The organism is Streptomyces sp. NBC_00335, from assembly GCF_036127095.1.
Classification (GTDB): domain Bacteria; phylum Actinomycetota; class Actinomycetes; order Streptomycetales; family Streptomycetaceae; genus Streptomyces.
Window position 1 is genome coordinate 535,821 of the sequence record NZ_CP108006.1, and the last position, 23,007, is coordinate 558,827.

Sequence of the window (23,007 nt, forward strand, 5' to 3'; positions counted from 1 at the left end):
GCACGCCGCGGTCTCTAGGCTGAGAACCGTGCTCCGAGACGACCTGCGAACCCTGTGGACCGAACCCCGGCCGCCCGACGCGCCCGCCCGGGTGCGGCGGGACTGGGCGCTGCTCACCGCGGGCCTTGCCGGTGTGGCGCTGGAGGCCACCCTGCGCGAGAACGTCGTGTGGCGGCCGGTGGCGGTGGTGCTCGCCGTATGGCTGTGCCTGCTGCCCCTGTGGCGCCGGACCCGCCCGCTGGCGGTGGTGACGCTGGCGTTCGGCTCGGTGGTCCTGCTTCCGGTGGCCTCGCTCGTTGCCGCACCGCAGGAGTCCGTCGGCCTGTACACCGGCACGGTCGTGCTCGTGCTGGTGTACGCGCTGCCCCGGTGGGGATCGGGACGGGAGATCGTGCTGGGCGGTGCGGTGATCATCGCGGTCGGCGCGCTGTGTGTCGTCACGGACGCGACCCCGGTGGTCGAAAAGGTCGTGGGCTTCGTCTTCCTGCTGCTGCCCGGCGTGGTCGGGGCTGCCGTGCGGTTCCGTGTGACCGCTCAGGAGCGGCAGTTGGAGCAGGTGCGCTCCCGCGAGCGCGAGCAGCTCGCCCGGGAACTGCACGACACGGTGGCCCACCACGTGTCGGCCATGGTGATCATCGCTCAGGCGGGCCGAGTGCTCGCGGGTACCGACCCGTCCGCCGCCGTCGAGGCGCTGGACGGGGTCGAGGAGGAAGGGGCGCGCACGCTGGAGGAAATGCGCGCCATGGTCGCCGCGCTGCGCCACCGCGGGGTCGGCGCCGAGCTGGCGCCGCCTGCGGGTGTCGCGGATCTGGAGCGCCTGGTGCGCACCCCGGGTGGTCGCCTCAGGATCGACCTGGGGCTCGCCGGCGAGCTGGACGCACTGCCCCCGGCCGTGGACGCGGCCGTCTACCGGATCGTGCAGGAGTCGGTGACCAACGCGATGCGCCATGCGGTCGACGCGACCGAGGTCGTCGTCCGGGTCGCCGCGGAACGGCACATGGTGCGGGTGAGCGTGCGCGACAACGGCCGGCGCACCGGCCGGGGTCGCGACGGATACGGACTTACCGGATTGCGCGAGCGCGCGACGCTGCTCGGCGGCACACTACGAGCCGGCCCGGGTACCGACCGGGGCTGGCACGTCGACGCCGAACTGCCGAGAGCGAGGAGCGAGAGCGGTGTCCATTCGCGTCCTCGTCGCTGACGACCAGACGATCATCCGCACCGGGTTGCGGATCATGCTGAACGCCCAGCCCGGCATCGAGGTGGTCGGCGAGGCCGCCGACGGGCGGGAGGCGGTACGTCTGGCCCGCGAACTGCGCCCCGACGTCTGCCTGTTCGACATCCGCATGCCCGTACTCGACGGGCTCGAGGCCACCCGGCTGGTCGCCGGCCCGGGCGTCGCCGACCCGCTGGCCGTGGTCGTCATCACCACGTTCGACCTCGACGAGTACGTCTACGGCGCGCTGCGTGCCGGCGCCCGCGGATTCCTCCTCAAGGACACGGGACCGGACCTCTTGGCCCAGGCCGTACGGTCGGCGGCCGGCGGTGAGGCGCTCATTGCGCCCAGCGTCACCGTCCGTCTGCTCGAGGCATTCGCGGACCTGCCCGCCGGCCGGCCCGTGACCCAGCCGGTCTCCCCCGTCACCGCCCGCGAGGAGCAGGTGCTCCTCGCCGTCGCTCGCGGGCTGACCAACACCGAGATCGCCGATGCACTGCACATCAGCCTCAGCACGGTGAAGACGCACCTGGCCAGCCTGATGGCCAAACTCGGCGCCCGCAACCGGGTCGAGATCGCGATGTGGGCCTACGAAACGCGCCGCATCCTCCCCGGAACCTGAACCGGCTGCCGCGCCATGTCCCATGAGTCCCAAGAAGAGGGCTAGGGGACCACGGGGTCGCCGGTCAGCTTGGTCATCACGGCGTCGCGCAGGACCTGGTACTCCGTGCGCAGGCGGCGCCATTCGCTCTCCGGCGGGCGGGGGACGACCATGCCCTCGGTGATCTTCTCCTCCGGGCCGAACTGCTCGCGGGTGAGGTCGATTTCGATGCCCATGCCCAGGCGGTTCCACCAGTGGTAGTCCACGCGCTCGCCGTCGACGAGGACCTCGCCGCGGATCAGTTCGCCGCCCAGCAGGTCGTTGAGGAGCATGGCGGTCACACCGCACTGGTCACGGGCCGGGTTCTCCCGGGTCCACCGGTCGCGGTACTCGGGTGTGCACGTCTGCTCGCTCCAACTGCTGCGGACGGCACGATCGATGTCGGTCAGAAGGAAAGGCGTCATGCCGCTCATCCTCGCAACCGGCACTGACAGAGATCCATACCTCGGCCGACCGTCCGGTCGGGTCAGTCGCGTTCCTGTCAGTCCGGGCGCCGATCGGTCGCGTTTGTGCCAGTCCCGCGCCGGTTCGGCCGCGAGGAGTTCGCCGAGCGGGCATGAGCACCTTCCTGAAAGGTCCGAGGGGTCGCGGCCCCCACTGCCGTGCCCCGGCACGCCGGAGCCCGGCCCGGCTGGGTGCCGGGCCGGGCTCTGTGGGGGGTGTCAGGCGGCTCTCATCGCGATGCCGGGAACCTCACGGGGCGCATACCCTCGGGGTCGCGAGGGCCCGGGCCCACGGGCTCACGGGGTGAAGGTCCAGCGCTGGGCCGCGGTCGTCGCGCACGCGACCCGGGTGAGCTTGGTGCCGTTGGCCGTGGCGGAGCCGGCCGGGGTCAGACACTGGCCGGAGTTGCGCAGGCTGCCGTCCGGGCCGGTCTGCCAGCTCTGGCCCGCGCTGCCGTTGCAGGTCTGGATCGCGACGGCGGTGGGGGTGGCCGCGTCCAGGCAGACTCCGCCGAGGCCGGTGAGCCGGCCGTCGCCCTGCAGGGTCCAGCGCTGGTTGGGGCCGCCGTGGCAGCTGTAGAGGGTGGGCTGGGTGCCGGGGGTGGTGGCGCTGCCCGGGAGGTCGATGCAGGTGGCCGATGCCCCGTTGACCAGGGTGGCGGCCGCGGGCAGCGGGGTCGGGCGACCGGTGAGGGTGATCTCGGCGGCGCTGCTCCAGGGACCGCGGCCGCCCGCCTCGGTCAGTGCCTTGAGGCGGAGGTAGCGGCCCGCTTTGGCGGACAGGGAGACCGGCTTGAGGGCCGCCGTGTCGGCGAAGGTGCCGGTGGCCACCGGGGAACCCCAGTCGGTGGTGGTGTCCGAGACGTACACCTCGTAGCCGCCGATCCGGCCGTTGACCCCGCCGTCCTGGCGGGGCAGGTAGCCGAGGCCGTCGGCCGTGTAGCGGGCGCCGAGGTCGATCTGGATCTCGTGCGGGAGCGGCGCGGGTGCGGAACCGGACCAGGCGGTGTGCCAGATGGTCCCGGTGTTCCCGTCGAAGGCGTTGCGGGCCGCGCCGTTCTCGCCGCCGGTCTCCTGGCTGTCGGCGGAGACCAGGGTCCAGGCCGTCTGCGGGACGGGGCTGGAGGTGACCGGGATGGGGTCGGCGGCCGGGACGGAGGTGCCGGTGGCCGAGACGCCGAACGCGCCCGACTTCGTACCCGTCTTGGTCCACAGGATGCCGCCGCGGTCGGCGGCGTCGAAGAACCAGCCGGTCGCGGCCGCGTCGTAGGCGGCCTTGCCGCTCAGCCGGGTGAGGGCCGCGCCGTCCACGGTGACCGCGGTGGGGGCGGTGGCCACGTGGAGGCTGAACTCGTAGCCCCGCGAGGCCGGTTTGCCGGTGTAGCTGCCGGCCGGGGCCGAGACGGACACGTTGACCGTGCCGGAGCCGGAGGCCGGGGCGGTGACGTCGACCTGCTGGCGGGCGAAGGCTCCGCTCTGGTGGGCGCGGGTGATCCCGTCGTCCTCGTAGAGGCTGAAGGAGGTGGCGCCGCGCGGGTGGATGTCGTAGGTGAGGGTGGAGACGGGCTTCTCCCCCGTGTAGTTCATCTGCGGCCACATCGGGACGATGGCGCCGCCCTTGACGAACAGGGGCAGGGTGTCGAGGGGTGCCTGGTAGCCGTTGAGCCAGCCCGGTCCGGCGTAGGTCTTGCCCGTCCAGTAGTCCGTCCACGTGCCGGCCGGGAGGTAGATGCCGTCCCGTACGGAGGTGTCGGAGACCACGGGCGCGACGAGGAAGGAATCGCCGGCCATGAACTGGCCGCTGGTCAGGTTGCCGCGCGCCACCGGGTCCTCGGGGTACTCCAGGACCATCGCGCGGGTGCTCGGGACGCCGGTCTCGTGCGCGGTCCGGCTCATCGTGTACAGGTACGGCATCAGCCGCATCTTCAGCTGGAGGTACTTGCGGTTGATCGAGAGGTACGGCTCCGCGAACCGCCAGGGCTGCTTGTCCTGGTACCCGGCGGTCGGACCGGTCGCGCCCCAGCCGGACATGGTCATGAAGGCCGGGGTGAACGCCTTCCACTGGAGGTCGCGGGCGTACGTCTTGGGGCTGCCGGCGAAGATGCCGTCGACGTCGCCGGTGGCGTAGTTGAGGCCGGAGAGGCCCGCGCCGGTGATGGCGGGGACGTGCCAGCGCATGTCGTCCCAGGTGCCGTTGGTGTCACCGGTCCAGACGACGGCGTTGCGCTGGGTGCCGGCCCAGCCGTCGACGGTCCAGACGTAGCGCCGGGCGTCGGAGTTCTTCTCGATGCCGTCGACGGCCTGCTGGACACCGGCGAAGGCCGTCTTGTAACCGCCGCCGATCCAGGCGACGTCGGTCTTCACTCCCCGCGAACCGGCCGCCCCCACTTCCTCGTTGATGTTGCCGAGGCCCGTCGAGGTCCACAGTCCGGTCTGGAAGCCCTTGGCCTTCAGGGCGTCGACCGTGGACTTCAGTGGCGCGGTGTAGCCGCAGCCGTAGCCGTCGTTGGGCAGGAACCAGCCCGAGGGCATGTCGGCGGCGCGGGCGTCCGTGGCGTAGCCGACGACGTCCGGGGTGGTCTGGTGGCGGAGCCGGTTGTGATCGCCCTGGTAGGCCGGGTTGGAGGCGTTGAAGCAGTCGGCGTTGCCGAGTTCGAAGCCCCACGCCGGAGCCATGAAGGGCTTGCCGCTGACGTCGGTGTAGGCGTCCAGGACGGTCTTGAGGGAATTGCCGGTGAAGTACCAGGCGTCGAAGCGCTTCTCGTCATGGGTGAGCGTGGTGGGAGCGTTGAAACCGTACGAGCCCGGGGCCCAGGTATTGCGCATCACGCCGTAGTTGTTGGTCGACACGTAGAAGGGCGCGGGGCTGGCGTTGTTGTTCTCGCGCCACTTGTTGTCGACCGCGATGGGGACGGTCTTGCCGCGCAGCGCCCATTCGCCCAGGCGCAGGCCCGTTCCGTAGAACTGCTCGTCCGCCGCGCGCGCGAGGTACTGGGTGGTCTGGCTGCTGGTCCAGGAGGTGGGCTGCATCTCCTGCCAGACGAGGGTGGAGTTGTCGGCCCGGTAGACGGAGAACTGCAGCGGGGTCTTGTTGACCCGGATGGACAGGGAACCGGTGGTGATCTTGTAATACGTGCCCGCGTCGGTCCAGGCGGCGCTCACGGGGCCGAAATCGGTGGTGGGGGCGAGGTCGGTACCGGCCGGATCGCTGGTGAAGGTGCCGTCGGGCGAGAGCCAGAGCCGGAAGATGTCGGCGCGGGCGACGACCACCCGGGCCTTGGCTCCGCCGGAGGTTGCGATCGTGAAGGTGTTCCCCGACTGGGTGACGCCGGTGGCGTTGCCCGCCGTGGCCGGGGCCGGCGCCTCGGCGGCCGCCGAGGCCGGTGAGGAGAGGGGGCCGGCCATGGCCAGACCGGCCACGGCGAGGACCGCGGCGAGCAGCGCGGCGGCCGGGGCGCGTCGCCGCCGTGGGCTTCTGCGGATGCTGATGAGTCTCATGGGGCGGCTCCTCGTGCGGTCCGGACTGCGGACACACCTTTTGGCATGCACCGGGCAACATAGCGGTCCGGAGGCCCCATTTGAAGGAAGATGCTCGCAATGGCTGGTCAACGAGCATCTTTGAGCATGCGGAGGCGCGGTGATCCCTCACTCGGATGGCCCACCCGCCCTGCGCGACGCGCCCCGCGCCCCGACCCTGAGACGAACCACGGACGATTCTGGAGGGCCCGGCACTCATGGCACAGGCGCAACAGCCCGCATCGCTCCGTCAGCTCCTCCTCGCCCCCGGGACCCTGCGACTGCTCGTCCTCTCGGCGCTCATCGGCATCCCGGTCTCGCTGTTCGCCTTCGGTTTCGTCAGCCTCGAACACGAGCTCCAGCACTGGGTCTGGCACACCGCACCCGACCTGCTCGGCTACTCGCGCGCCCCCTGGTGGTGGGGCCTGCCGACGCTCGCCCTCGCCGGACTGCTGGCCGCGCCGATCATCACGCGGATGGCCGGCGCGGGCGGACACGTCCCCGCCTACGGCTTCGGCGGTCCGCCGACCATGCCGCGCGAGACCCTGAGCGTGGTCCTGGCCGCGCTGGCCTGCCTGCCCCTCGGCGTGATGCTGGGACCCGAGGCGCCCCTGATGGCCATGGGCAGCGGCCTCGCCCTGCTCAGCATCCGCGCCGCCAAGCGTGCCGCGGAGCCCGAGCTGGCCACGGTGCTGGGCATGGCCGGATCCACCGCCGCCATCAGCACCATCTTCGGCAGTCCGCTGATCCCGGTGGTGATGGTGCTGGAGGGCGCCGCCCTCGTGGCCGGAGGCGCCCGCATCCTCGTACTGATCCTGCCCGCCCTGGTCGCCAGCGGGGTCGGCGCCCTGGTCTTCACCGGCTTCGGGCACTGGACCGGCCTCGGCATCGGCGCGCTGACCCTCCCCCAGGAACCGGCCGCGGGCCTGCCCGACGCGGGCGACTTCCTGTGGGGCATCCCGATGGCCGCCCTGATCGGCGTCGTGGTCGCCCTGGGCAAGTCCGGGGGCCTGCGCGTGCACGCCTGGACGGGGACCTCCGCGCGGCGGATCGTCCTGTGCGCGGTGGCCGTAGGCGTCTGCGTCACCGGCTACGCGCTGATCACCGGGCGCTCCCCCGAGGAGGTGGCCCTGTCCGGCCAGGCAACCGTCGGCATGCTGGCCGCCGAGCCCTCGTCCTGGGCGGTGGGCGCGCTGATCGCCCTCTCGGCCTTCAAACTGATCGGCTGGAGCATCGCCCTGGGCAGCCTCCGGGGTGGTCCCATCTTCCCGTCCATCATGATCGGGGCATCGATCGGCGTCGCCTTCGGCAGCCTGCCCGGATTCGGCATGGGTCCCGCCCTGGCGGCCGGCATCTGCGCGGCCGGGGTGGCCGGTACCCGGCTCCCGGTGACCGGCGTGGTCCTGGCCGCCGCCCTGCTGGGCAAGGAGGCACCCACCCTGATGCCGCTGCTGGTGCTCTCGGCGGTGACGGCCCTGCTGGCCTCGGCCCTGATCGACCGCCAGCGCCCCGCCGACCCGGCCCACCTCCAGCCCGCTTCCACGGACGCCTGAGCCCTTCGGCACCTGAGCCCGCCGAGCCCCGAGCCCGCCTACGCCCGAGCCCGAAGACGTACCGGCGGGCTCAGGCCGGGCCGACGGGCAGGGCACCACCCCTCCGGCCCGGTGGCGATCCACGTCTTCGAGGCCTTCGGCCGGCAGGTGTACGCGCTGGACGTGCCCGCGAGCAGCTGGTTCACCGCGACGTCCGCGCTGGTGCACTACGTCCTCGGCGCCGCCGGCCAGAACGCCGCGAACCTCGTGCGCGCCCGGCCTCGGCCCGGAGGCCGACCGCGGCGCCCACCTCGACACCATGGCGCAGGCCTGGAAACGACTCGGCCCCGAGGAGTGCCCCTTCACCCGGGCGCTCGCGGACCAGGGGCTCGACCACGACGACCGCGTGCAGTTCCTCGCCGGCGTCGACCTCATCGTCACGGGCATGACGGCCCGCCCGCCCGCCGCGTAGCGGATGACCCCGCCTTTGCCCTTTTCATAGGCTTTGGTGGCGAACCGTTCCTTTCGTTGTGCACTCTCACTCCCCGGCAGCCGCACCGGCCGCCTCCGTACAGGGCTCAGGAGTCACGCACGATGAAGCACGGCAAACGCCGGGAGGCGCAGCACCGCCACGGCCGGGACCGGGGACCGGGCGGCGGCCGGCCGCGGCGGCGCTGGATCGGCGAGGCCGTCGCGCTGGCGGCCGTGGCGGGCGTGATCGCCGGGGCGGTCGGCTACTTCGACCCGTTCGACGACACCGGCGACATCGTGCACCTCGACGAGCCCCGCACCACGGCCCGGGGAGACTCCGGTGGCACGTCCGGGGACCCGCTGACCCTGATGCCCACCGGCCCGGCGCCCGAGCTGAAGGTGTCGGGCACCATCCCGGAGGACGGCAGCAAGGTGATGGTGACCACCCTCGCCGGGAAGAAGTCCCACTTCACGGGCAAGGTCTGGCTCTGGGTGCCGCCGCAGTACCACGACCCGAAGTACGCGCGCAGCGGCTTCCCCGTGATGATCGCGCTGCCCGGCGGGCCCGGCTTCGACGAGAACTACTGGAGCGGGAGCAATCTCAAGCTGGAGGCCGACATCTCCAAGTGGTCCGAGGAGGGCGCCAGCCTCCCCTTCATCCTCGCCATGCCCGTCCTGAACCCAGCGTCCGACAAGGACGGCCTGTACTGGGACGGCAGCGACATCCCCGGCCAGCCGAAGATGGGCACCTGGCTCACCGAGGACGTTCCCGACCTGGTCCGCGCGACGTTCCGTACGATCAAGTCCCGCGACGGCTGGGCCTTCATGGGCAGCTCCTCCGGCGGGTTCGCCGGGCTCAAGGCGGTACTGCAGAAGCCCGACCGGTTCCGGGCGGTGATCGCCGGCGGGCCCGACATCGTCCCCGACTCCCGGCTGTGGGACGGCCACCCCGAGGAGAAGGCGCAGAACAGTCCGCCCCAGCTCGCGCAGAAGCTGATCGACCGGGGCGGACCCGAGGTGGACCTCGCCTTCCAGGTCGGCACCAAGGGCAGCGACGTCCAGAACCGGCCGCCGATCGAGAAGTTCATCAAGGACTACGGCAAGGGGCCCGTGAAGACGATGTTCCACGTCGACGAGGGCGGCGGCCACGACGCCTACACCTACGTCCCCGGCATGTACGACGGCGGGCTCATCCAGTGGGTCAGCAAGCTCATGCGAGGGCCCGTCCCCAGCCCGTGACGGGCAGCGGGCTCACGGCCAGGACCGGCGCCGCCGGCGAGCCGTGCCGGTGCCCGCAGGGATCGAAGACCAGAACCACCGGCTGCCCCGGACGCTGACGCCAGGAGATGCGTTCCGGGGCTTCCTCGCAGACCGGGCAGCACGGCAGCGGGCCCGGCTGAGGCGCCGGGCTCAACGTGCCCGTCGAACTCGACGTCCCCGTCGAACTCAGCGGGCGCGGCTCCGGCCGGTACCCGGGGGCGGCCGCGAGCTGCGTGGAGTGCTGATCGCTCATGGAGACTCCCTGGTCGTGCGGTTGGGCTGATCGCACTGTGCCATGGAGGACCCCCTGTCCGCACGGGTGAATCCTCCAGGATTCCAGTGAGGTTCCGGCAGGTCAGGGGTGTGCGCCCCGGGCTCCTGGCGCCCCTCCCCGCGGACTTGGCGCTCAGCGCGGCCCCTCGGCGACCTCCACCACGCCCGATTCGTACGCGGCGATGACCGCTTGGGCCCGGTCGCGGACGCCCAGCTTGCCGAAGATGCCGGTGATGTGGTTCTTGACCGTGGAGACGCTGATGTCCAGGTCTGCGGCGATCTCCGCGTTGTCGAGTCCGGTGGCCAGCAGCCGCCAGATCTCCCGCTCCCTCGGTGTGAGTCCGGCCGGAACTCCGGCCGTCTGGCGGGCGGGCCTCGCGGGGGCCCGTACGTACGTGGAGATCAGCCGGGTCAGCAGGCGCGGCGCCACCGCGGCCTCACCGGTGTGGACGGTGCGGATCGCGGCCGTCAGCTCCTCCGGGGAGACGTCCTTGGGCAGGAACCCGTAGGCTCCGGCGCGCAGGGCGGCGACCACGTACTCGTCCATGTCGAAGGTGCTCAGCGCCAGGACCCGGCACTCCGGCAGCCGTGCGGACAGTTCCCCGGTGGCCTCGACCCCGTCCAGGACCGGCATCCGGATGTCCATGACGACCACGTCGGGTCGCAGCCGCTCCGCGAGGGCGACCGCCTCGGCACCGTCCCCGGCCTCGCCGACGACCTCGAAGTCCGGATCGGGGGCCAGGATCAGGGCCAGGCCCCGGCGGACGAGCGGCTGGTCGTCGGCAATGAGCACACGGATCATCCGCGTTCTTCCTCTCCCTCTCCCCCGGGCGCATCCGGACCGTGCGGCACCGGCATGCGCGCCGCCACCCGGAATCCGCCGCCGTCGAGGGCGGCCGCCTCCAGGGTGCCGCCCTGCAGGGCGACCCGTTCGCGCATTCCGATCAGACCGTATCCGGAAACCGGGGCCGCCCGCGAAGGCTCCGCCCGCTCCCCCGCCCCGTCGTCGCGGACCTCCACCGTCACCGCGTCCGGACGATACGTCAGCCGTACGTGGGCCCGGGCCCGCCGCCCGGCGTGCTTGCGGGTGTTGGTCAGCGCCTCCTGCACGATGCGGAACACCGTCAGGCCGAGGGCCGGCGGCAGCGGGCGGACCGGCCCCTCCACGGTGAAGCCGGTGTCCAGGCCGCCGAGCCTGGCTTCGGCGATGATCCGGTCCAGGTCGGCGGTACCGGGCTGCGGGGCCGGCGGGGTGCGTTCCGGCTCCTCCCCCGCCCGGAGCACGTCGAGCAGCTGTCGCATCTCGCGCAGCGCCATCCGCCCGGACCCCTCCAGGGTGACCAGGGCCTCGCGGGCCGTCTCGGGGTCGTGCGCGAGGTTGGCCCGTGCCCCGCCGGACATCAGCTGCATGGTGGTGATGTGGTGGGCCACGATGTCGTGCAGTTCGCGGGCGATGCGGCGGCGCTCCTCGGCCACCGCGCGTTCGGCCAGCAGGATGCGCCTGGCCTCGGTCTCCTGCTGCCAGCGGCGCGTCAGCAGCGCGGCGGCGACGACGAGGACGACGGCGACCGTGTTGCCGAGCAGGCCCATGAACCCGCTCGTCCCGCCGTAGCCACCGCTGCCGATCACCGTCAGCGGCACGGCCGCCAGGGCGGCCGCCGCCGTGACGGCCGGGCCGCGCACGCGGGCCACGGAGAAGAGCGCGACGGTCACTCCCGCGGAGAAGTGCGGGCCCTGTGACGTGATCAGGTTCAGTGCCACGCCGAGGGCGAGGACGGCGCCGAGCACGGCTACCGGCCTGACCCGCCGGGCCAGCAGGCAGGGCGCGGTCAGGACCACCAGGGCGAGGGCGGACGCCGTGAGGGGCCGGCCGTTCTCGGCCGCGCCGAACGAATAGCCAACCAGGTCCACGACAACGGCGGCGATGGCGACGAGCGCGTCGTTGCGGGTCCAGTTCAGGGCCCGGATCCCGTTCGAGATCCGGGCGCCGCTCAAGGCCCGGGCGCCCTTCGGGCTCGGGTCCGGGTCCTCGCACCGGACCGGGTTCTCGGTCCGGGCGCCGTTCGCGCCCTGAACGGGCGCGCTCCCGCCCGCCCCGTCGTCCGTTCTGATCATCGGCATGCTCCATCTTCCCATCGGGCGACCCCCGGACCGCGGGTCCCGAGGAGGAGTGCGGACCAGGACCGGAGTCCTGGTCGGGGGCCCGCACCGGCCCCTGGTCCCGGGTGCGAGCTCCTCCCGGGACCTGACGTTTCGGGGTGCGGCCGGTGATGAGCTGGTGAGCAGGCCGGGGACCCCCGGCCGCCGCCCCGTTACGGAGGACTCCTTGATCCGCGCCCTGACCGCCTTCGCCACCCGAAGTCCATGGAAGGTCATAGCCCTCTGGGCGGTACTGGGCATCGCCCTGACGATCTTCGGCCAGGCGCTGGTCTTCCGCGCCACGCAGACGAGCACCGGCGAGTTCCTTCCGGCCTCCTACGATTCGGCGGCCGCGCTGAAGGTCGCCGAGGAACACTTCGGGGTCGAGCCCGATGCCAACCCGCTGACCGTGCTGGTGGCCCGTGACGACGGTGCGCCGCTGACCGACGCCGACGAGCGGCGGATCGACGCCGAGGCGGCGGAGTTGGCCCAGCAGCGGATCGTCATGCCGCGGCCCGAGGACACCCCGCCCTTCCTGGTGCAGGACCGTTCCCAGCAGCCCCGGATCAGCCCGGCGATGACGGCCCCGGACCGGAGCTTCCGGCTGCTGTCGGTCGAGTTGACCGGCAATCCCATGGACCCCGGGATGCAGGACCTGTACCGGGCGTTCCGGGACCACACCCGGGCCGGGTTCGCGGAGGCGGGCCTGCGGACCGGGTTCACCGCCGGGCTCGCGGACACCGTGGACACCGCCGACGCGGAGGAGACCCGGTCGAAGATCGTGGGCGCCGTGATGCTCGCGGTGATCGTACTGCTGCACGTGCTGGTGTTCCGCAGCGTTCTGGCGGCGTTGCTGCCGCTGATCGCCGTCAGCATCATCGGCGGAGCCGCGGCCGGTGTCGTGGTCGGCACCGCACTGCTGACCGGGATCGAACTCGACGGATCCACGCCCCAGTTGATCAGTGTGGTGCTGGTGGGCATCGGCATCGACTACTTCCTCTTCCTGCTCTTCCGCTTCCGCGAGCAGTTGCGGCGCCACCCGGAGCAGTCGGGCCGGGCAGCGGCGGCCGAGGTCGCCGGCCGGGTCGGTACGGCCATCACCTGTGCGGCGCTGACCATCGTCGCCGCGTTCTCCACCCTCGCGGTGGCCACCTTCGGTCAGTTCCGGGTGCTGGGCCCGGCCATCGCCGTGTCGGTCCTGGTGATGCTGCTCGGCAGCCTGACCCTGATGCCGGCCATCCTCGCGGTCGCCGGCCGCAGGATGTTCTGGCCCTCGCGGGCGCTGAAGCGGGAGCCCCGCGCGGGCGTGGCCGCGCGAACGGGTGGGCTGGTGGCACGGCGGCCGCTGACCCTGGTGCTCGCCTCGGTGGCCCTGCTGGGGGCGCTGGCCGCGGGCATGGCCGGGATGCGGATGGACTACGGGCAGAGCCGCGCGGGCGTTGAGCGTACGGCCTCGGCGGCGACGGCGGCGGAGATCGCCCGCGCGCTGCCCGCCGGGGTATCGGATCCGGCGAGCGTGTTCGTGACCGCCTCCGGCGGGGGCACGCTGACGGCCGAGCGCCTCGGCGGACTCTCCCGCGCGCTGGCTTCGGTCGGCGGGGTGGGCCAGGTGGCACCGACGGTGCTGAGCGAGGACCGCCGGGCGGCCCGCATCGACCTGTTCCCGACCGCCGATCCGCACGGGCAGGAGGCCCGCGACCTGGTCGCCGGACCGGTTCGGGAGGCGGTGGCCGCGCACCGGCCGGACGGAACCGAGGCCCATGTCGGTGGTACGGCGGCGATCTTCTCCGACATCGCGTCCGCCGTGGACAAGGACCTGAAGGTGGTCTTCCCGGTGGCGGCGGCGCTGATCGCGCTGATCCTGTTCCTGCTGCTGCGGAGCCTGCTCGCGCCGGTGGTCCTGATGCTCTCGGTGGGCCTGGGCTTCGCGGCGACGCTGGGTGCCTCGACGCTGGTGTTCCAGCACGCGGCGGGTCGGCCGGGCGTGGACTTCTCGCTGCCGCTGGTGCTGTTCCTGTTCGTGGTCGCGCTGGGCACCGACTACAACATCCTGATCACGGACCGGATCAGGGAGGAGATGGACCGGCCCGGTCCGGCCCGTGCGGCCGTGGCCCGGGCGGTGCGCCACACGGCGCCCGCCATCGCGACCGCGGGCCTGGTGCTGGCGTTGTCCTTCGGGAGCCTGGCCGCGAGTCAGGGCTCGGCGACCCAGCAGATCGGCTTCGCCACGGGGCTCGGGATCCTGCTCTCCGCGTTCGTGCTGTCGATCGTGCTGGTGCCGGCCCTGGCCGCGCTCATGGGCCGGTCCCTGTGGTGGCCGCTCCGGCAGCGCCCGGGCGCCGGGGAGTCGGTGGCGGGCGGCGGCGGGCACCGTGAGCCCGAGCGGGTCACGGCCCGCTGAGCCTCCGGCCCGGCGGTGCGGGGGCGGGTGCGCGAAGCTCCGTAGAACGGAGTTCGCGCACCCGCCCCCGTACGCTCAGGCCAGTGTGTCGACCTCGGGGTGTTCGGCCAGCCAGGCGCGGACGGCCTGCTGTTCCTTGCCCTTGCCGGATTCCTGGATCTTGGCCTCCAGGCCGGTGAGCTGGGCCTCCGTCAGCTTGAAGGAGCTCAGCCACTGGGCGACCTTCGGCTCGTCGGCCGCGAAGTCCTTGCGGGCGACGTTGTGGATGCCGTCACCCTTGCCCCAGGCCTCCTGGGGGTCGGCGAGCTTGGTCAGCTCGTAGGAGGCGTACGCCCAGTGCGGCGACCAGAGCACGACCGCGACGGGCTCCTTCTTCTCGTAGGCCCGCTTGAGTTCGGCGAGCATGCCCGGGGTCGATCCGTCGACGACCTTGTACTCGCCGTCGAGCCCGTACTGGGGCAGCACCTTGTCCTTGAGGAGGCCCATCGCGCCGGCGCTGGGCTCGATGCCGATGATCCGGCCCTTGAACTCCCCCGCCTTGCCCTTCAGGTCGGCGAGGGTCTTGACGTCCTTCATGTACGAGGGGACGGCCAGCTCGATGGAGGTCGGCCCGTACCAGGAGCCGAGGTCGTCGAGCTTGTTGCCGTACTTCTTCCAGTACTCGGCCTGCGTCGAAGGGAGCCAGGCGTCGGTCTGGAAGTCGACCTGGCCGCCCGCGAGCCCGGTGAAGAGCGCGCCGAGTTCCAGCTGCTTGGCCTCGACCTGGTACCCGCGGCGCTCCAGGAGCTCCTTCCAGAGGAAGGTGGAGGCGATGCCCTCGTCCCACGGGATGTAGCCGATGCTGAGCTTGCGGCCCTTGCCGATGTTCGCGACGCCGGCCCCGCCGACCGCGTTGACCTGCGACTTCCCGGAGTCTCCGAAGATTCCGAGGCCGCCCGCGACCAGGGACAGCACCACGGCCGAGGCCACGGCGAAGACGGGCTGGGGGCGGTGGCTCCACACCTTGGCGGTGCCGGTGGCGGCGGAGCGGGCCTTCGCGAGGGCGCGGCGGCCGAGCGGGGAAACCTGGCGGCCCAGGGCCCCGGTCATCCGGTCCAGGTACATGGCGAGGATGACGATGGAGATGCCGGCCTCGAAGCCGAGGCCGATGTCCACGCTGCCGATGGCCCGGTAGACGGCGCCGCCGAGGCCGCCGCCGCCGACCATGCCGGCGATGACCACCATGGACAGGCCGAGCATGATCACCTGGTTGATGCCCGCCATGATGGTGGGCAGCGCCAGCGGAAGCTGGACCCGTACGAGGGTGTCGCGCGGGGTGGTGCCGAAGGCCTCGGCGGCTTCGACGAGTTCGGCGTCGACCTGGCGGATGCCGAGCTCGGTCATCCGCACGCCGGGCGCCAGCGAGAAGATGATGGTGGCGATGATGCCGGGCACCACGCCCACCCCGAAGAAGATGATGCCGGGGATGAGGTAGACCATCGCCGGCATGGTCTGCATGAAGTCCAGGACGGGCTTCAGCGTGGTGCTGACCTTGTCGGAGCGCGAGGCCCAGATGCCCAGCGGGATCGCGAAGAGCAGGGTGACCAGGGTCGCGACCACGACCAGCGCGAGCGTGGACATGGCCTCGGGCCACAGGGCCACGGAGTCGACCAGGGCGAAGCCGGCGAAGGCGAGCAGGGCGGCGAGCAGACCGCGCAGCCACCAGGCGGCGACGGCGAGGATGCCGGCCAGCAGCAGGGGGTTCGGCGCGGACAGGACGGCTTCGATGCCGTCGTAGAGCCCGGTGACGAGCGCGGCGATGGCGTCGAACAGCCAGGACAGGTGGCTCTGGAGGAAGTCGACACCGCTGTCGACCCAGGATCCGAGGTTCAGGCGGGGCATCACGCAGCCACCTCCGCGCAGTCCAGGGGGGCGCGCTTCTCGTCGCCGATGAAGGCGACGAGGCGGCCCTGCGGGACGGAGCCGACGACGGTGCCGTCCTCGGCGGTGACGCAGACGTCGTGCGGGACCCGGGCGCTGACGGCGCACACGTCGGCGAGCGGGGTGCCGGCGGAGACGGTGGGGCAGCCGCAGTCCGGCCGGCCTCCGGGGTCCCCGGTCATGACGGCGTCGGCCGTCAGCACCCGCGAGCGGTCCACGTCCTGGATGAAGGAGGCGACGTAGTCGTCGGCGGGGCGGGTGAGGATGTCCTCGGCCGTGCCCTGCTGGACGATGCGGCCGTCGCGCATGACGGCGATGGAGTCGCCGAGCCGCATGGCCTCGTTGAGGTCGTGGGTGATGAAGACGATGGTCTTGCCGAGGCTCTTCTGGAGTTCGAGCAGCTGGTCCTGCATGTCGCGGCGGATCAGCGGGTCGAGCGCGCTGAAGGACTCGTCCATCAGCAGCAGGTCGGCGTCGGTGGCCAGGGCGCGGGCGAGGCCCACGCGCTGCTGCATGCCGCCGGACAGCTCGTCGGGCCAGGACTTCTCCCAACCGCCGAGCCCGCAGAGGGTCAGCGCTTCGCCGGCCCGCCGTTCGCGCTCGGCCCGGGGGACGCCCTGGACCTCCAGGCCGTATCCGGCGTTCTCCAGCACGTTGCGGTGCGGGAACAGCGCGAAGTGCTGGAAGACCATGCTGATCTTGGTGGAGCGTACGCGGCGCAGTTCGGCCGGCGAGAGGGCCGTGAGGTCCTCGCCGTCGATCAGGATGCGTCCCGCGGTGGGCTCCAGCAGACCGTTGAGCATGCGCAGCAAGGTGGACTTGCCCGAGCCCGACAGACCCATCACGACGAAGATCTGGCCGGGCTCGACGCGGAACGAGGCGTCGATCACCGCCGCCGTCGTTCCCTCGGCGCGCAGCTCGTCGCGGTCGGTCTCGCCGCTTTCGAGCGCGCGGACCGCCTTCGCGACGGCCGCGCCGTTGTCGGGTCCTCTACCGAACACCTTGTACACGTGCTCGGCTGTGAGCGTGGACACATACACCCCAAGGGTCGTACCGGAGACGGCCCACCGGCGTGTGTGCGGCCGGCGGGCCGTGGAGCGGGACGGGATCCGCCCGTCACCCGCGCCCCGGCCGCTGTCGGCCGGCGGACGGGTCCGCTCCAGCAGCGCTACTGCCCCCACTTAACCTCTGCAAACGGTGAAGTGAGTCATGTCACTTACACTGCGTCGCCGGCCGTACCCGTGGCCGCACCCGTGCACGTGGATTCCGCTTGCTCCGGCGATCCGGCTTCGGGCAGCTCCGGGTCGGCGAGCATCGAGGCCCGCAGATGCGCGAGCACCCGGGTCAGGAGACGCGAGACCTGCATCTGCGAGATGCCGAGGGCTGCGCCGATCTGGGCCTGGGTGAGCTCCTCGCCGAAGCGCATGGCCAGCATGCGGCGCTCGCGGTCGCTGAGGCGTTCCAGCAGCGGCGCCAGGGTCTGGATGTCCTCGACGCGCTCCAGCGCCGGCTCCTCGGCCCCCATCGTCTCGGCGAGGCTGTGGCCCTCGGTGCGGCCGTCGGCGTAGTCGGAGCCCGGGGCGTCGAGGGAGCCGCTGGTGTGGCCGTTGGCGGCGACGAGCCCCTCGATGACCTCTTCGTCGGTGAGGGAGAGGTGCGCGGCGAGGTCGGCGACCGTCGGCGGCCGGTCGAGGAGCGCGGTCAGGTCCTCCTTCGCCTTGGCCAGGTCGATGCGCAGTTCCTGGAGCCGGCGCGGGACGCGGACCGCCCAACTGGTGTCGCGGAAGTGCCGCTTGACCTCCCCGGTGATGTACGGCATGGCGAGGGAGGCGAACTCCACCTCGCGGGCCGGGTCGAACCGGTCGATGGCCTTGATCAGGCCTATGGTGCCGACCTGGAGGAGGTCCTCCAGGTCGCCTCCGTCTCCGCGGCCGCGGAAGGGGCGGATGGCGAACCGGACGAGCGAGCAGTTCATCTCGATGAGGGTCTCGCGGACGTACCGGTACTCGGCGGTGCCCTCGTCGAGCTCGTGGAGCCGGCGGAAGAAGAGCCGCGTCAGCTCGCGCGCGTCCGCGGGGGCCACCTCGCGGGGCTCCTCGATCCGGGGCGGGAGCACGGTGCCCGCGGGCTCTCTGCCGACGGCCGGGCTCGGGGCTCTGCCGGAGCCGGGGCCCGGGGCGGGACCGGCGAGCCGGCCGGCGCAGGGGCCGGGGCGGGTACCGGTGCGGGGGCCGGGAACGGAGCCGGAAAGGGATCCGGTCCGGGGGCCGGGAAGGGGGCCGGCGGTATGGGAGAACGGGTTGGGCATCGGCACGGGGTCGCTCCTTGGGCTGGTCGGCTTGCGGCGCATGACCTTGATGGGCGTTCACCCTAGCCGGTTCCGGATCCGTTCCCCAGTTCCCTTCCTCCTAGATCAACCAGCCGGATCCCTGCCGCATTTGCGGCAGGGATCCGTTCCGGTCGCACATCGTCCGTCCGGCCGCAGTTCCCTCGGCCGTCCGGTCAATTCCCGGCGGCGGCGCGCCCGGTGGCGGAGGGGGAAGCGACCCCGGGGACGGCTGAGGAGGCGGCTCCCGAGGTGGTGCGCAGGGCCCGGATCAAGGCCTCGACGCCGGCCTCGGCCTTGGAGCGCGGGCAGCCCACGTTGAGGCGTACGAAGCCCGCGCCCTCGGGGCCGTAGGCGGTTCCGGGCATGATCGCCACCTTCTCGGTATGAATCAGCTCACGTTGGAGCACCTCGTCGGGAACTCCGAGGGGCCGGAGATCGATCCAGGCGAGGTAGCCGGCCCGGGGCGGATGCCAGTCCAGCTCGGGGAAGGCCTCGGCGAGGCGGTCTCCGACCATGCGCAGGTTGTCCGCCACGTAGGCGTTGAGTGCGTCGAGCCACGGTCCGCCCTCGCGGTAGGCGGCGATGTGCCCGGCGATGGAGAGGACCGCCGGGGAGGACAGTCCGTCGGCGTCCTTGAGGAGGGTGAGATAGCGCTCACAGGACTCCGCATCGCCGAAGATGCCGTAACTGCCGGTCAGCGCCGGGATGTTGAAGGACTTCGAGGCGGAGGTCACGATGGCCCAGCGGCTGCCGGGGCGGCCGTGCAGTGCCCAGGGGCGGTGCGGGGTGTGCGCGAGGTCGGAGTGGATCTCGTCGCTGATCACCGCGACCCCGTGGCGCTCGCACAGCTCGGCCGTCCGCTCCAGCTCGGCCCCGCTCCACACGTGGCCGGTCGGATTGTGCGGGGAGCAGAGCAGCAGCACGGTGGTGTCGGGGCGGGCCAACTCCCTTTCCAGGGCGTCCCAGTCGTGGAGCGGGACCCCGCGCATGTCCCGGTCGCGGGCGGCGAGGAGACGGGGGAAGGCGTCGTAGGCCGGGGTGTGGACCACGACCCCGTCGCCGGGCGAGGACCAGAGGTCCAGGATCCGGCCGACCTGGTAGAGGACGGCGGGGGCGTAGGCGATGCGGTCCTGCTCGACGGGGGTGTCGTAGCGGGTCGCGTACCAGTGCCGGACGGCGGAGAGGAAGTCCTCGTGGCGCCAGCGGGAGTAGCCGAGGACCCCGTGCTCCAGGCGGCCGCGCAGGGCGGCGAGGACCTCGGGGGCGGTCTCGAAGTCCATGTCGGAGATCGTGAAGGGGAGCAGGCCGGCGGCGCCGAAGCGGTCCTCGACGTAGTCCCACTGGGTGCACCAGGTGCCGTGCCGGTCGACCGGCACGTCGAAGTCGCAGATTTCGTGGAAGCCGTGGAGGCCCTGGAGGCCGTCGGAGTCTGGGTGGGTCATGGTTCAGCCGACCGGGGTGAGCTTGGCGATGGCGTCCTTCACGGACTGGACCTGGGGGCCGATGATGACCTGCACGTTGTGCTCGTCGAGCCGGACCACGGCGATGGCTCCGAGCTTCTTCAGCCGGGCGTCGTCCAGCAGCGCGGCGTCGCCGACGGTCATGCGCAGGCGGGTGATGCAGTTGTCGAGGGCGTGGATGTTGGCCGGGCCGCCGAGGGCTTCGAGGAGGGCGACCGGGTCGTACTTGCCGGCGACCAGCTCGGCCTTGGGGGCATCGGCATCGGCCCCGGTGTCCACCGCCCCGGTGTCCGCGAGTTCGGGGCCGGTGGGCTCGTCGTCGCGTCCGGGGGTCTTCAGGTTGAACTTGGTGATCGCCCAGCGGAAGAGGAAGTAGTAGACGGCGAACCAGATCGCGGCGATCACCGGGACCAGGTACCACTTGGTGGTCGTGCCCTGGAGGACTCCGAAGACCAGCAGGTCGATGACGTTGCCGTCGGTGTTGCCGATGTACACGCCGAGGACGGCGGCGACCAGGAAGCCGAGTCCCACCAGGACCGCGTGGATCAGGTACAGCCACGGGGCGATGAAGAGGAAGAGGAATTCGAGGGGCTCGGTGACCCCGCCGACCACGCAGGCCACGACACCGGAGATGAGCAGCGCCTTGATCTCCGGGCGCATCGTGCGCTTCGCGCAGTGGTACATGGCCAGCGCGGCGCCCGGCAGACCACCGAGGTACGCCGCCATCTTGCCCTGGGAGAGGAACTGCGTCGCGGTGTGCGCCGCGCCCGAGGGGGTGGTGCAGGAGAGCTGCGCGTAGAAGAGGTTCAGGGCGCCGCTGACGTTCTCCCCGCAGACCGTCCCGGCGCCGCCGGCGTCGGTGAAGCGGAACAGCGCGACGAGGATGTGGTGCAGGCCGATCGGGCGGAGCAGCACCTCGCCCATGCCGAAGAAGAACGGGCCGAAGACTCCGGCGTGCGCGATGCCCGTGCCGACGGAGGCGATCCAGCTTCCGAGGGTGGGCCAGACGAGCGGGACGAGGAGTCCGACGATGCTCATGGCCAGGGCGGAGACGATCGGGACGAAGCGCAGGCCGCCGAAGAAGGCGAGCGCGTCGGGCATCTGCTTGGTCCGGTAGCGCTTGTGCAGCAGGGCCACGATGACACCGACGGCGACCGCGCCGAGCAGTCCGGTGTCGATGGACTTCACGCCGAGCACGTCGGCGATGCCGTAGTGCGCGATCTCGCCCTTGTCCTCGAAGTCCACGCCGCGCGTGGTGAGGAAGAAGTTGACGGCGAGGTTCATCGAGGCGAATCCGACGAATCCGGAGAAGGCGGCGACGCCCTTGTCCTCACGCGCCAGGCCCAGCGGAATCGCCATCGCGAAGAGGACCGGAAGGAATTTGAAGGCCACCAGTCCGGTGTTGGACATCCAGGTGAAGGCCAGCTGGAGGGGTTCGTTGTCCAGGAAGGAGAGGTTCTGCAGGACGGCCGGGCTGGAGAGCGAGGAGCCGACGCCGAGCATGATGCCGCAGAAAGCCAGGAGCGCTACGGGCAGCATGAAGGTCTTGCCCAGGCCCTGGAGGAATTCCCAGAGCGCTGCCTTCGTCTTCTTCATGGTGGATCTTTCGTCCGGAATCGGAGGGGGTCAAGGGGGTCGCACATAAAGATTCCGTTCTGTGAACGTCTGGCACTAAGAGGAGAAGGGCCCCTATCCGTAAGGCCTGATTGCTCCCGCGCGGGCCCGGCGCGGGCCTCTTGTGCGGAGCTTGTGAAGGCAGCACTCTGAGCGGACGACTCAGGGGGGTCACATTTAATGATCATGCGATCACGCTTATTGCGGCGCTACGGAGCCGCGCTCGCACTCGCCTCGGCGCTCGCGCTCGGGTTGGACACCGGGGCCTCGGCCGCGGCCCCGCCGGAGGGGGAGGTCCTGTACGCCGGAGCTCCCGGAGCCGTCGCCGACAGCTACCTCGTCCTGCTGGACCCGGCGCGCGCCGGCTCCCGTACGGACCGGGGCCGGGCCGTGGTCGAGCGGTCCGGCGGCACGGTCGGCCGGACGTACGACTCGGCGGTCAACGGGTTCTCCGTCAAGATGACGCAGAAGCAGGCGCGGCGGCTCGCCGCCGATCCGGCGGTGACGGCGGTCGCGCAGAACCGGAAGCTGCGGCTGGACACCACCCAGCCGAGCCCGCCGTCCTGGGGCCTGGACCGGATCGACCAGCGCAGGCTGCCGCTGAACAACTCCTACACCTACGCGACTTCGGCCGGCGCGGGCGTCACCGCCTACGTCATCGACACCGGGGTCAACATCAGCCACCAGGACTTCGGCGGGCGCGCCCGGTACGGGTACGACGCGATCGACAACGACTTCGAGGCCGACGACCTGCACGGGCACGGTACGCACGTGGCCGGAACGGTCGGGGGCACCACCTTCGGCGTGGCCAAGAAGGCGAACATCGTGGCCGTCCGGGTCCTCGACTGGAACGGCGAAGGCACCACGGAGCAGGTGGTCGCGGGCATCGACTGGGTCACCCGCAACGCCGTGAAGCCGGCCGTCGCGAACATGAGCCTGGGCGGGGACCCGGACACCGTGCTGGACGCGGCGGTCAGGGGCTCCATCGCCTCGGGCATCACCTACGCGGTGGCCGCCGGCAACCAGTCCAAGGACGCCTCCACGCATTCGCCGGCCAGGGTTTCCCAGGCGCTGACCGTCGGGGCGACGAGCGTCCACGACGCACGCTCCTCGTACTCCAACTACGGTCCGCTGGTGGACCTCTTCGCTCCCGGGGACTCCATCACCTCGGCGGCCTACTGGAGCGAGGACACGAGCACCGTGATGTCGGGCACCTCGATGGCCAGCCCGCACGTGGCGGGCGCGGCGGCGCTCTACCTGTCCACCCACCGCACCTCCACCCCGGCCCAGGTGATGAGCTACCTGAAGGCCGCCGCCACCACCTGGGCGGTCCTCGGCGCCGGGACGGGCTCCCCGAACCGCTCCCTCTACGTGGGCGGCGTACCGAACAAGGTGCCCGGCAAGCGGTTCGCCAACGGCACGAACTACGCCGTCGCGGACCTCGGGACCATCAATTCCCCGATCACGGTCAGCGGCGTCACGGGCAAGGCTCCGGCCCAGCTGGACGTGGAGGTGTACGTCAAGCACCCGGACTCCGGGACCTTGAAGATCGACCTGATCGCACCCGACGGGACGGTGTACCCCATCAAGGACGAGTACACGGACTGGGGCGAGAGCAACCTCGTCGGGCTGTACACGGTGAACGCCTCCTCGGAGACGGCCAACGGGGTCTGGAAGATGCGCGTGTTCGACGCCTTCGCCGGACACACCGGGTACCTGGACGCGTGGGCGCTGCGCTTCTGAACGGCCTGGCGGCGGCGCGCTCCGGGGGC

17 protein-coding genes are annotated in these 23,007 nt (G+C 71.7%); 7 read left to right on the forward strand and 10 right to left on the reverse strand.

The genetic code is table 11. The features are described from left to right. The first annotated feature begins 28 nt into the window (after positions 1 to 28). Both OHA37_RS02450 and OHA37_RS02455 read left to right on the forward strand, forming a co-directional pair. Positions 29 to 1,201: a sensor histidine kinase gene (locus OHA37_RS02450; protein WP_266901941.1), complete on the forward strand. Its 1,173-nt coding sequence runs from the start codon at positions 29 to 31 to the stop codon at positions 1,199 to 1,201. Then, positions 1,176 to 1,838 (forward strand): response regulator, encoded by a 663-nt coding sequence (locus OHA37_RS02455; RefSeq protein ID WP_266901943.1) that lies wholly within the window; start codon positions 1,176 to 1,178, stop codon positions 1,836 to 1,838. Before OHA37_RS02450 ends, OHA37_RS02455 begins: the two co-directional genes overlap by 26 nt. A gap of 41 nt (positions 1,839 to 1,879) precedes the next feature. On the opposite strand, the gene OHA37_RS02460 is transcribed toward OHA37_RS02455, so the two are convergent. Both OHA37_RS02460 and OHA37_RS02465 read right to left on the reverse strand, forming a co-directional pair. Next, positions 1,880 to 2,281 carry a YunG family protein gene (locus OHA37_RS02460; RefSeq protein ID WP_266901945.1) on the reverse strand — a complete coding sequence of 134 codons (402 nt, stop codon included), beginning with the start codon at positions 2,279 to 2,281 and terminating at the stop codon, positions 1,880 to 1,882. Positions 2,282 to 2,617: 336 nt separating this feature from the next. Continuing rightward, complete coding sequence (locus OHA37_RS02465) at positions 2,618 to 5,818, reverse strand: TIM-barrel domain-containing protein (RefSeq protein WP_266901947.1); 3,201 nt, start codon at positions 5,816 to 5,818, stop codon at positions 2,618 to 2,620. Between the two features lie 236 nt (positions 5,819 to 6,054). Here OHA37_RS02465 and OHA37_RS02470 point away from each other — a divergent pair, with 236 nt between their 5' ends. The 3 genes from OHA37_RS02470 (at position 6,055) to OHA37_RS02480 (ending at position 9,078) form a co-directional block, all read left to right on the forward strand. Further along, a complete protein-coding gene (locus tag OHA37_RS02470; RefSeq protein ID WP_266901949.1) occupies positions 6,055 to 7,389 on the forward strand; it encodes a chloride channel protein in 1,335 nt (444 codons plus the stop codon). Positions 7,390 to 7,687: 298 nt separating this feature from the next. Further along, a complete protein-coding gene (locus tag OHA37_RS02475) occupies positions 7,688 to 7,840 on the forward strand; it encodes a hypothetical protein (RefSeq protein ID WP_266901951.1) in 153 nt (50 codons plus the stop codon). Positions 7,841 to 7,962: 122 nt separating this feature from the next. Beyond that, positions 7,963 to 9,078, forward strand: a complete 1,116-nt coding sequence (locus OHA37_RS02480; protein WP_266901953.1) for an alpha/beta hydrolase — start codon at positions 7,963 to 7,965, stop codon at positions 9,076 to 9,078. Here OHA37_RS02480 and OHA37_RS02485 read toward each other — a convergent pair. The 3 genes from OHA37_RS02485 to OHA37_RS02495 all read right to left on the reverse strand — a co-directional run bounded on the left by OHA37_RS02485 (position 9,050) and on the right by OHA37_RS02495 (position 11,487). Beyond that, positions 9,050 to 9,352, reverse strand: coding sequence for a hypothetical protein (locus OHA37_RS02485; RefSeq protein ID WP_266901955.1), 303 nt, complete (start codon positions 9,350 to 9,352; stop codon positions 9,050 to 9,052). The two genes, OHA37_RS02480 and OHA37_RS02485, sit on opposite strands and share 29 nt — an antisense overlap. A 153-nt stretch (positions 9,353 to 9,505) precedes the next feature. Beyond that, positions 9,506 to 10,174: a response regulator gene (locus OHA37_RS02490; RefSeq protein WP_266901957.1), complete on the reverse strand. Its 669-nt coding sequence runs from the start codon at positions 10,172 to 10,174 to the stop codon at positions 9,506 to 9,508. Then, positions 10,171 to 11,487, reverse strand: coding sequence for a sensor histidine kinase (locus tag OHA37_RS02495; protein ID WP_266901959.1), 1,317 nt, complete (start codon positions 11,485 to 11,487; stop codon positions 10,171 to 10,173). The genes OHA37_RS02490 and OHA37_RS02495 overlap by 4 nt, the downstream gene beginning before the upstream one ends. A gap of 211 nt (positions 11,488 to 11,698) precedes the next feature. On the opposite strand from OHA37_RS02495, the gene OHA37_RS02500 reads away from it, so the two are divergent. Continuing rightward, positions 11,699 to 13,912 carry an MMPL family transporter gene (locus tag OHA37_RS02500; protein ID WP_266901961.1) on the forward strand — a complete coding sequence of 738 codons (2,214 nt, stop codon included), beginning with the start codon at positions 11,699 to 11,701 and terminating at the stop codon, positions 13,910 to 13,912. A 75-nt stretch (positions 13,913 to 13,987) separates the two neighbouring features. Here OHA37_RS02500 and OHA37_RS02505 read toward each other — a convergent pair whose 3' ends face one another. The 5 genes from OHA37_RS02505 to malX all read right to left on the reverse strand — a co-directional run bounded on the left by OHA37_RS02505 (position 13,988) and on the right by malX (position 21,217). Further along, positions 13,988 to 15,793 (reverse strand): ABC transporter permease/substrate binding protein, encoded by a 1,806-nt coding sequence (locus OHA37_RS02505; protein ID WP_266901963.1) that lies wholly within the window; start codon positions 15,791 to 15,793, stop codon positions 13,988 to 13,990. Then, positions 15,793 to 16,866, reverse strand: coding sequence for a quaternary amine ABC transporter ATP-binding protein (locus OHA37_RS02510; RefSeq protein WP_323182302.1), 1,074 nt, complete (start codon positions 16,864 to 16,866; stop codon positions 15,793 to 15,795). Before OHA37_RS02510 ends, OHA37_RS02505 begins: the two co-directional genes overlap by 1 nt. Positions 16,867 to 17,048: 182 nt before the next feature. Beyond that, positions 17,049 to 18,146 (reverse strand): SigB/SigF/SigG family RNA polymerase sigma factor, encoded by a 1,098-nt coding sequence (locus tag OHA37_RS02515; protein ID WP_266901965.1) that lies wholly within the window; start codon positions 18,144 to 18,146, stop codon positions 17,049 to 17,051. Between the two features lie 188 nt (positions 18,147 to 18,334). Then, entirely contained in the window at positions 18,335 to 19,603 is a 1,269-nt protein-coding gene (locus OHA37_RS02520) for a MalY/PatB family protein (protein ID WP_266901967.1), read from the reverse strand. A 3-nt stretch (positions 19,604 to 19,606) separates the two neighbouring features. Then, entirely contained in the window at positions 19,607 to 21,217 is a 1,611-nt protein-coding gene (gene malX / locus OHA37_RS02525) for a maltose/glucose-specific PTS transporter subunit IIBC (RefSeq protein WP_266901969.1), read from the reverse strand. A 204-nt stretch (positions 21,218 to 21,421) separates the two neighbouring features. On the opposite strand from malX, the gene OHA37_RS02530 reads away from it, so the two are divergent. Continuing rightward, positions 21,422 to 22,978 (forward strand): S8 family peptidase, encoded by a 1,557-nt coding sequence (locus tag OHA37_RS02530; protein ID WP_266901971.1) that lies wholly within the window; start codon positions 21,422 to 21,424, stop codon positions 22,976 to 22,978. Positions 22,979 to 23,007: the final 29 nt, after the last annotated feature.

What these genes read in the sequence shown, in the direction of transcription:
- OHA37_RS02465 (WP_266901947.1), bottom strand. Translation starts at nt 5,818, where the DNA reads ATGAGACTCATCAGCATCCGCAGAAGCCCACGGCGGCGACGCGCCCCG.
- OHA37_RS02480 (WP_266901953.1), top strand. Translation starts at nt 7,963, where the DNA reads ATGAAGCACGGCAAACGCCGGGAGGCGCAGCACCGCCACGGCCGGGAC.
- OHA37_RS02485 (WP_266901955.1), bottom strand. Translation starts at nt 9,352, where the DNA reads ATGAGCGATCAGCACTCCACGCAGCTCGCGGCCGCCCCCGGGTACCGG.
- OHA37_RS02495 (WP_266901959.1), bottom strand. Translation starts at nt 11,487, where the DNA reads ATGATCAGAACGGACGACGGGGCGGGCGGGAGCGCGCCCGTTCAGGGC.
- OHA37_RS02505 (WP_266901963.1), bottom strand. Translation starts at nt 15,793, where the DNA reads ATGCCCCGCCTGAACCTCGGATCCTGGGTCGACAGCGGTGTCGACTTC.
- OHA37_RS02460 (WP_266901945.1), bottom strand. Translation starts at nt 2,281, where the DNA reads ATGACGCCTTTCCTTCTGACCGACATCGATCGTGCCGTCCGCAGCAGT.
- OHA37_RS02520 (WP_266901967.1), bottom strand. Translation starts at nt 19,603, where the DNA reads ATGACCCACCCAGACTCCGACGGCCTCCAGGGCCTCCACGGCTTCCAC.
- malX (WP_266901969.1), bottom strand. Translation starts at nt 21,217, where the DNA reads ATGAAGAAGACGAAGGCAGCGCTCTGGGAATTCCTCCAGGGCCTGGGC.
- OHA37_RS02475 (WP_266901951.1), top strand. Translation starts at nt 7,688, where the DNA reads ATGGCGCAGGCCTGGAAACGACTCGGCCCCGAGGAGTGCCCCTTCACC.
- OHA37_RS02490 (WP_266901957.1), bottom strand. Translation starts at nt 10,174, where the DNA reads ATGATCCGTGTGCTCATTGCCGACGACCAGCCGCTCGTCCGCCGGGGC.
- OHA37_RS02470 (WP_266901949.1), top strand. Translation starts at nt 6,055, where the DNA reads ATGGCACAGGCGCAACAGCCCGCATCGCTCCGTCAGCTCCTCCTCGCC.
- OHA37_RS02530 (WP_266901971.1), top strand. Translation starts at nt 21,422, where the DNA reads ATGCGATCACGCTTATTGCGGCGCTACGGAGCCGCGCTCGCACTCGCC.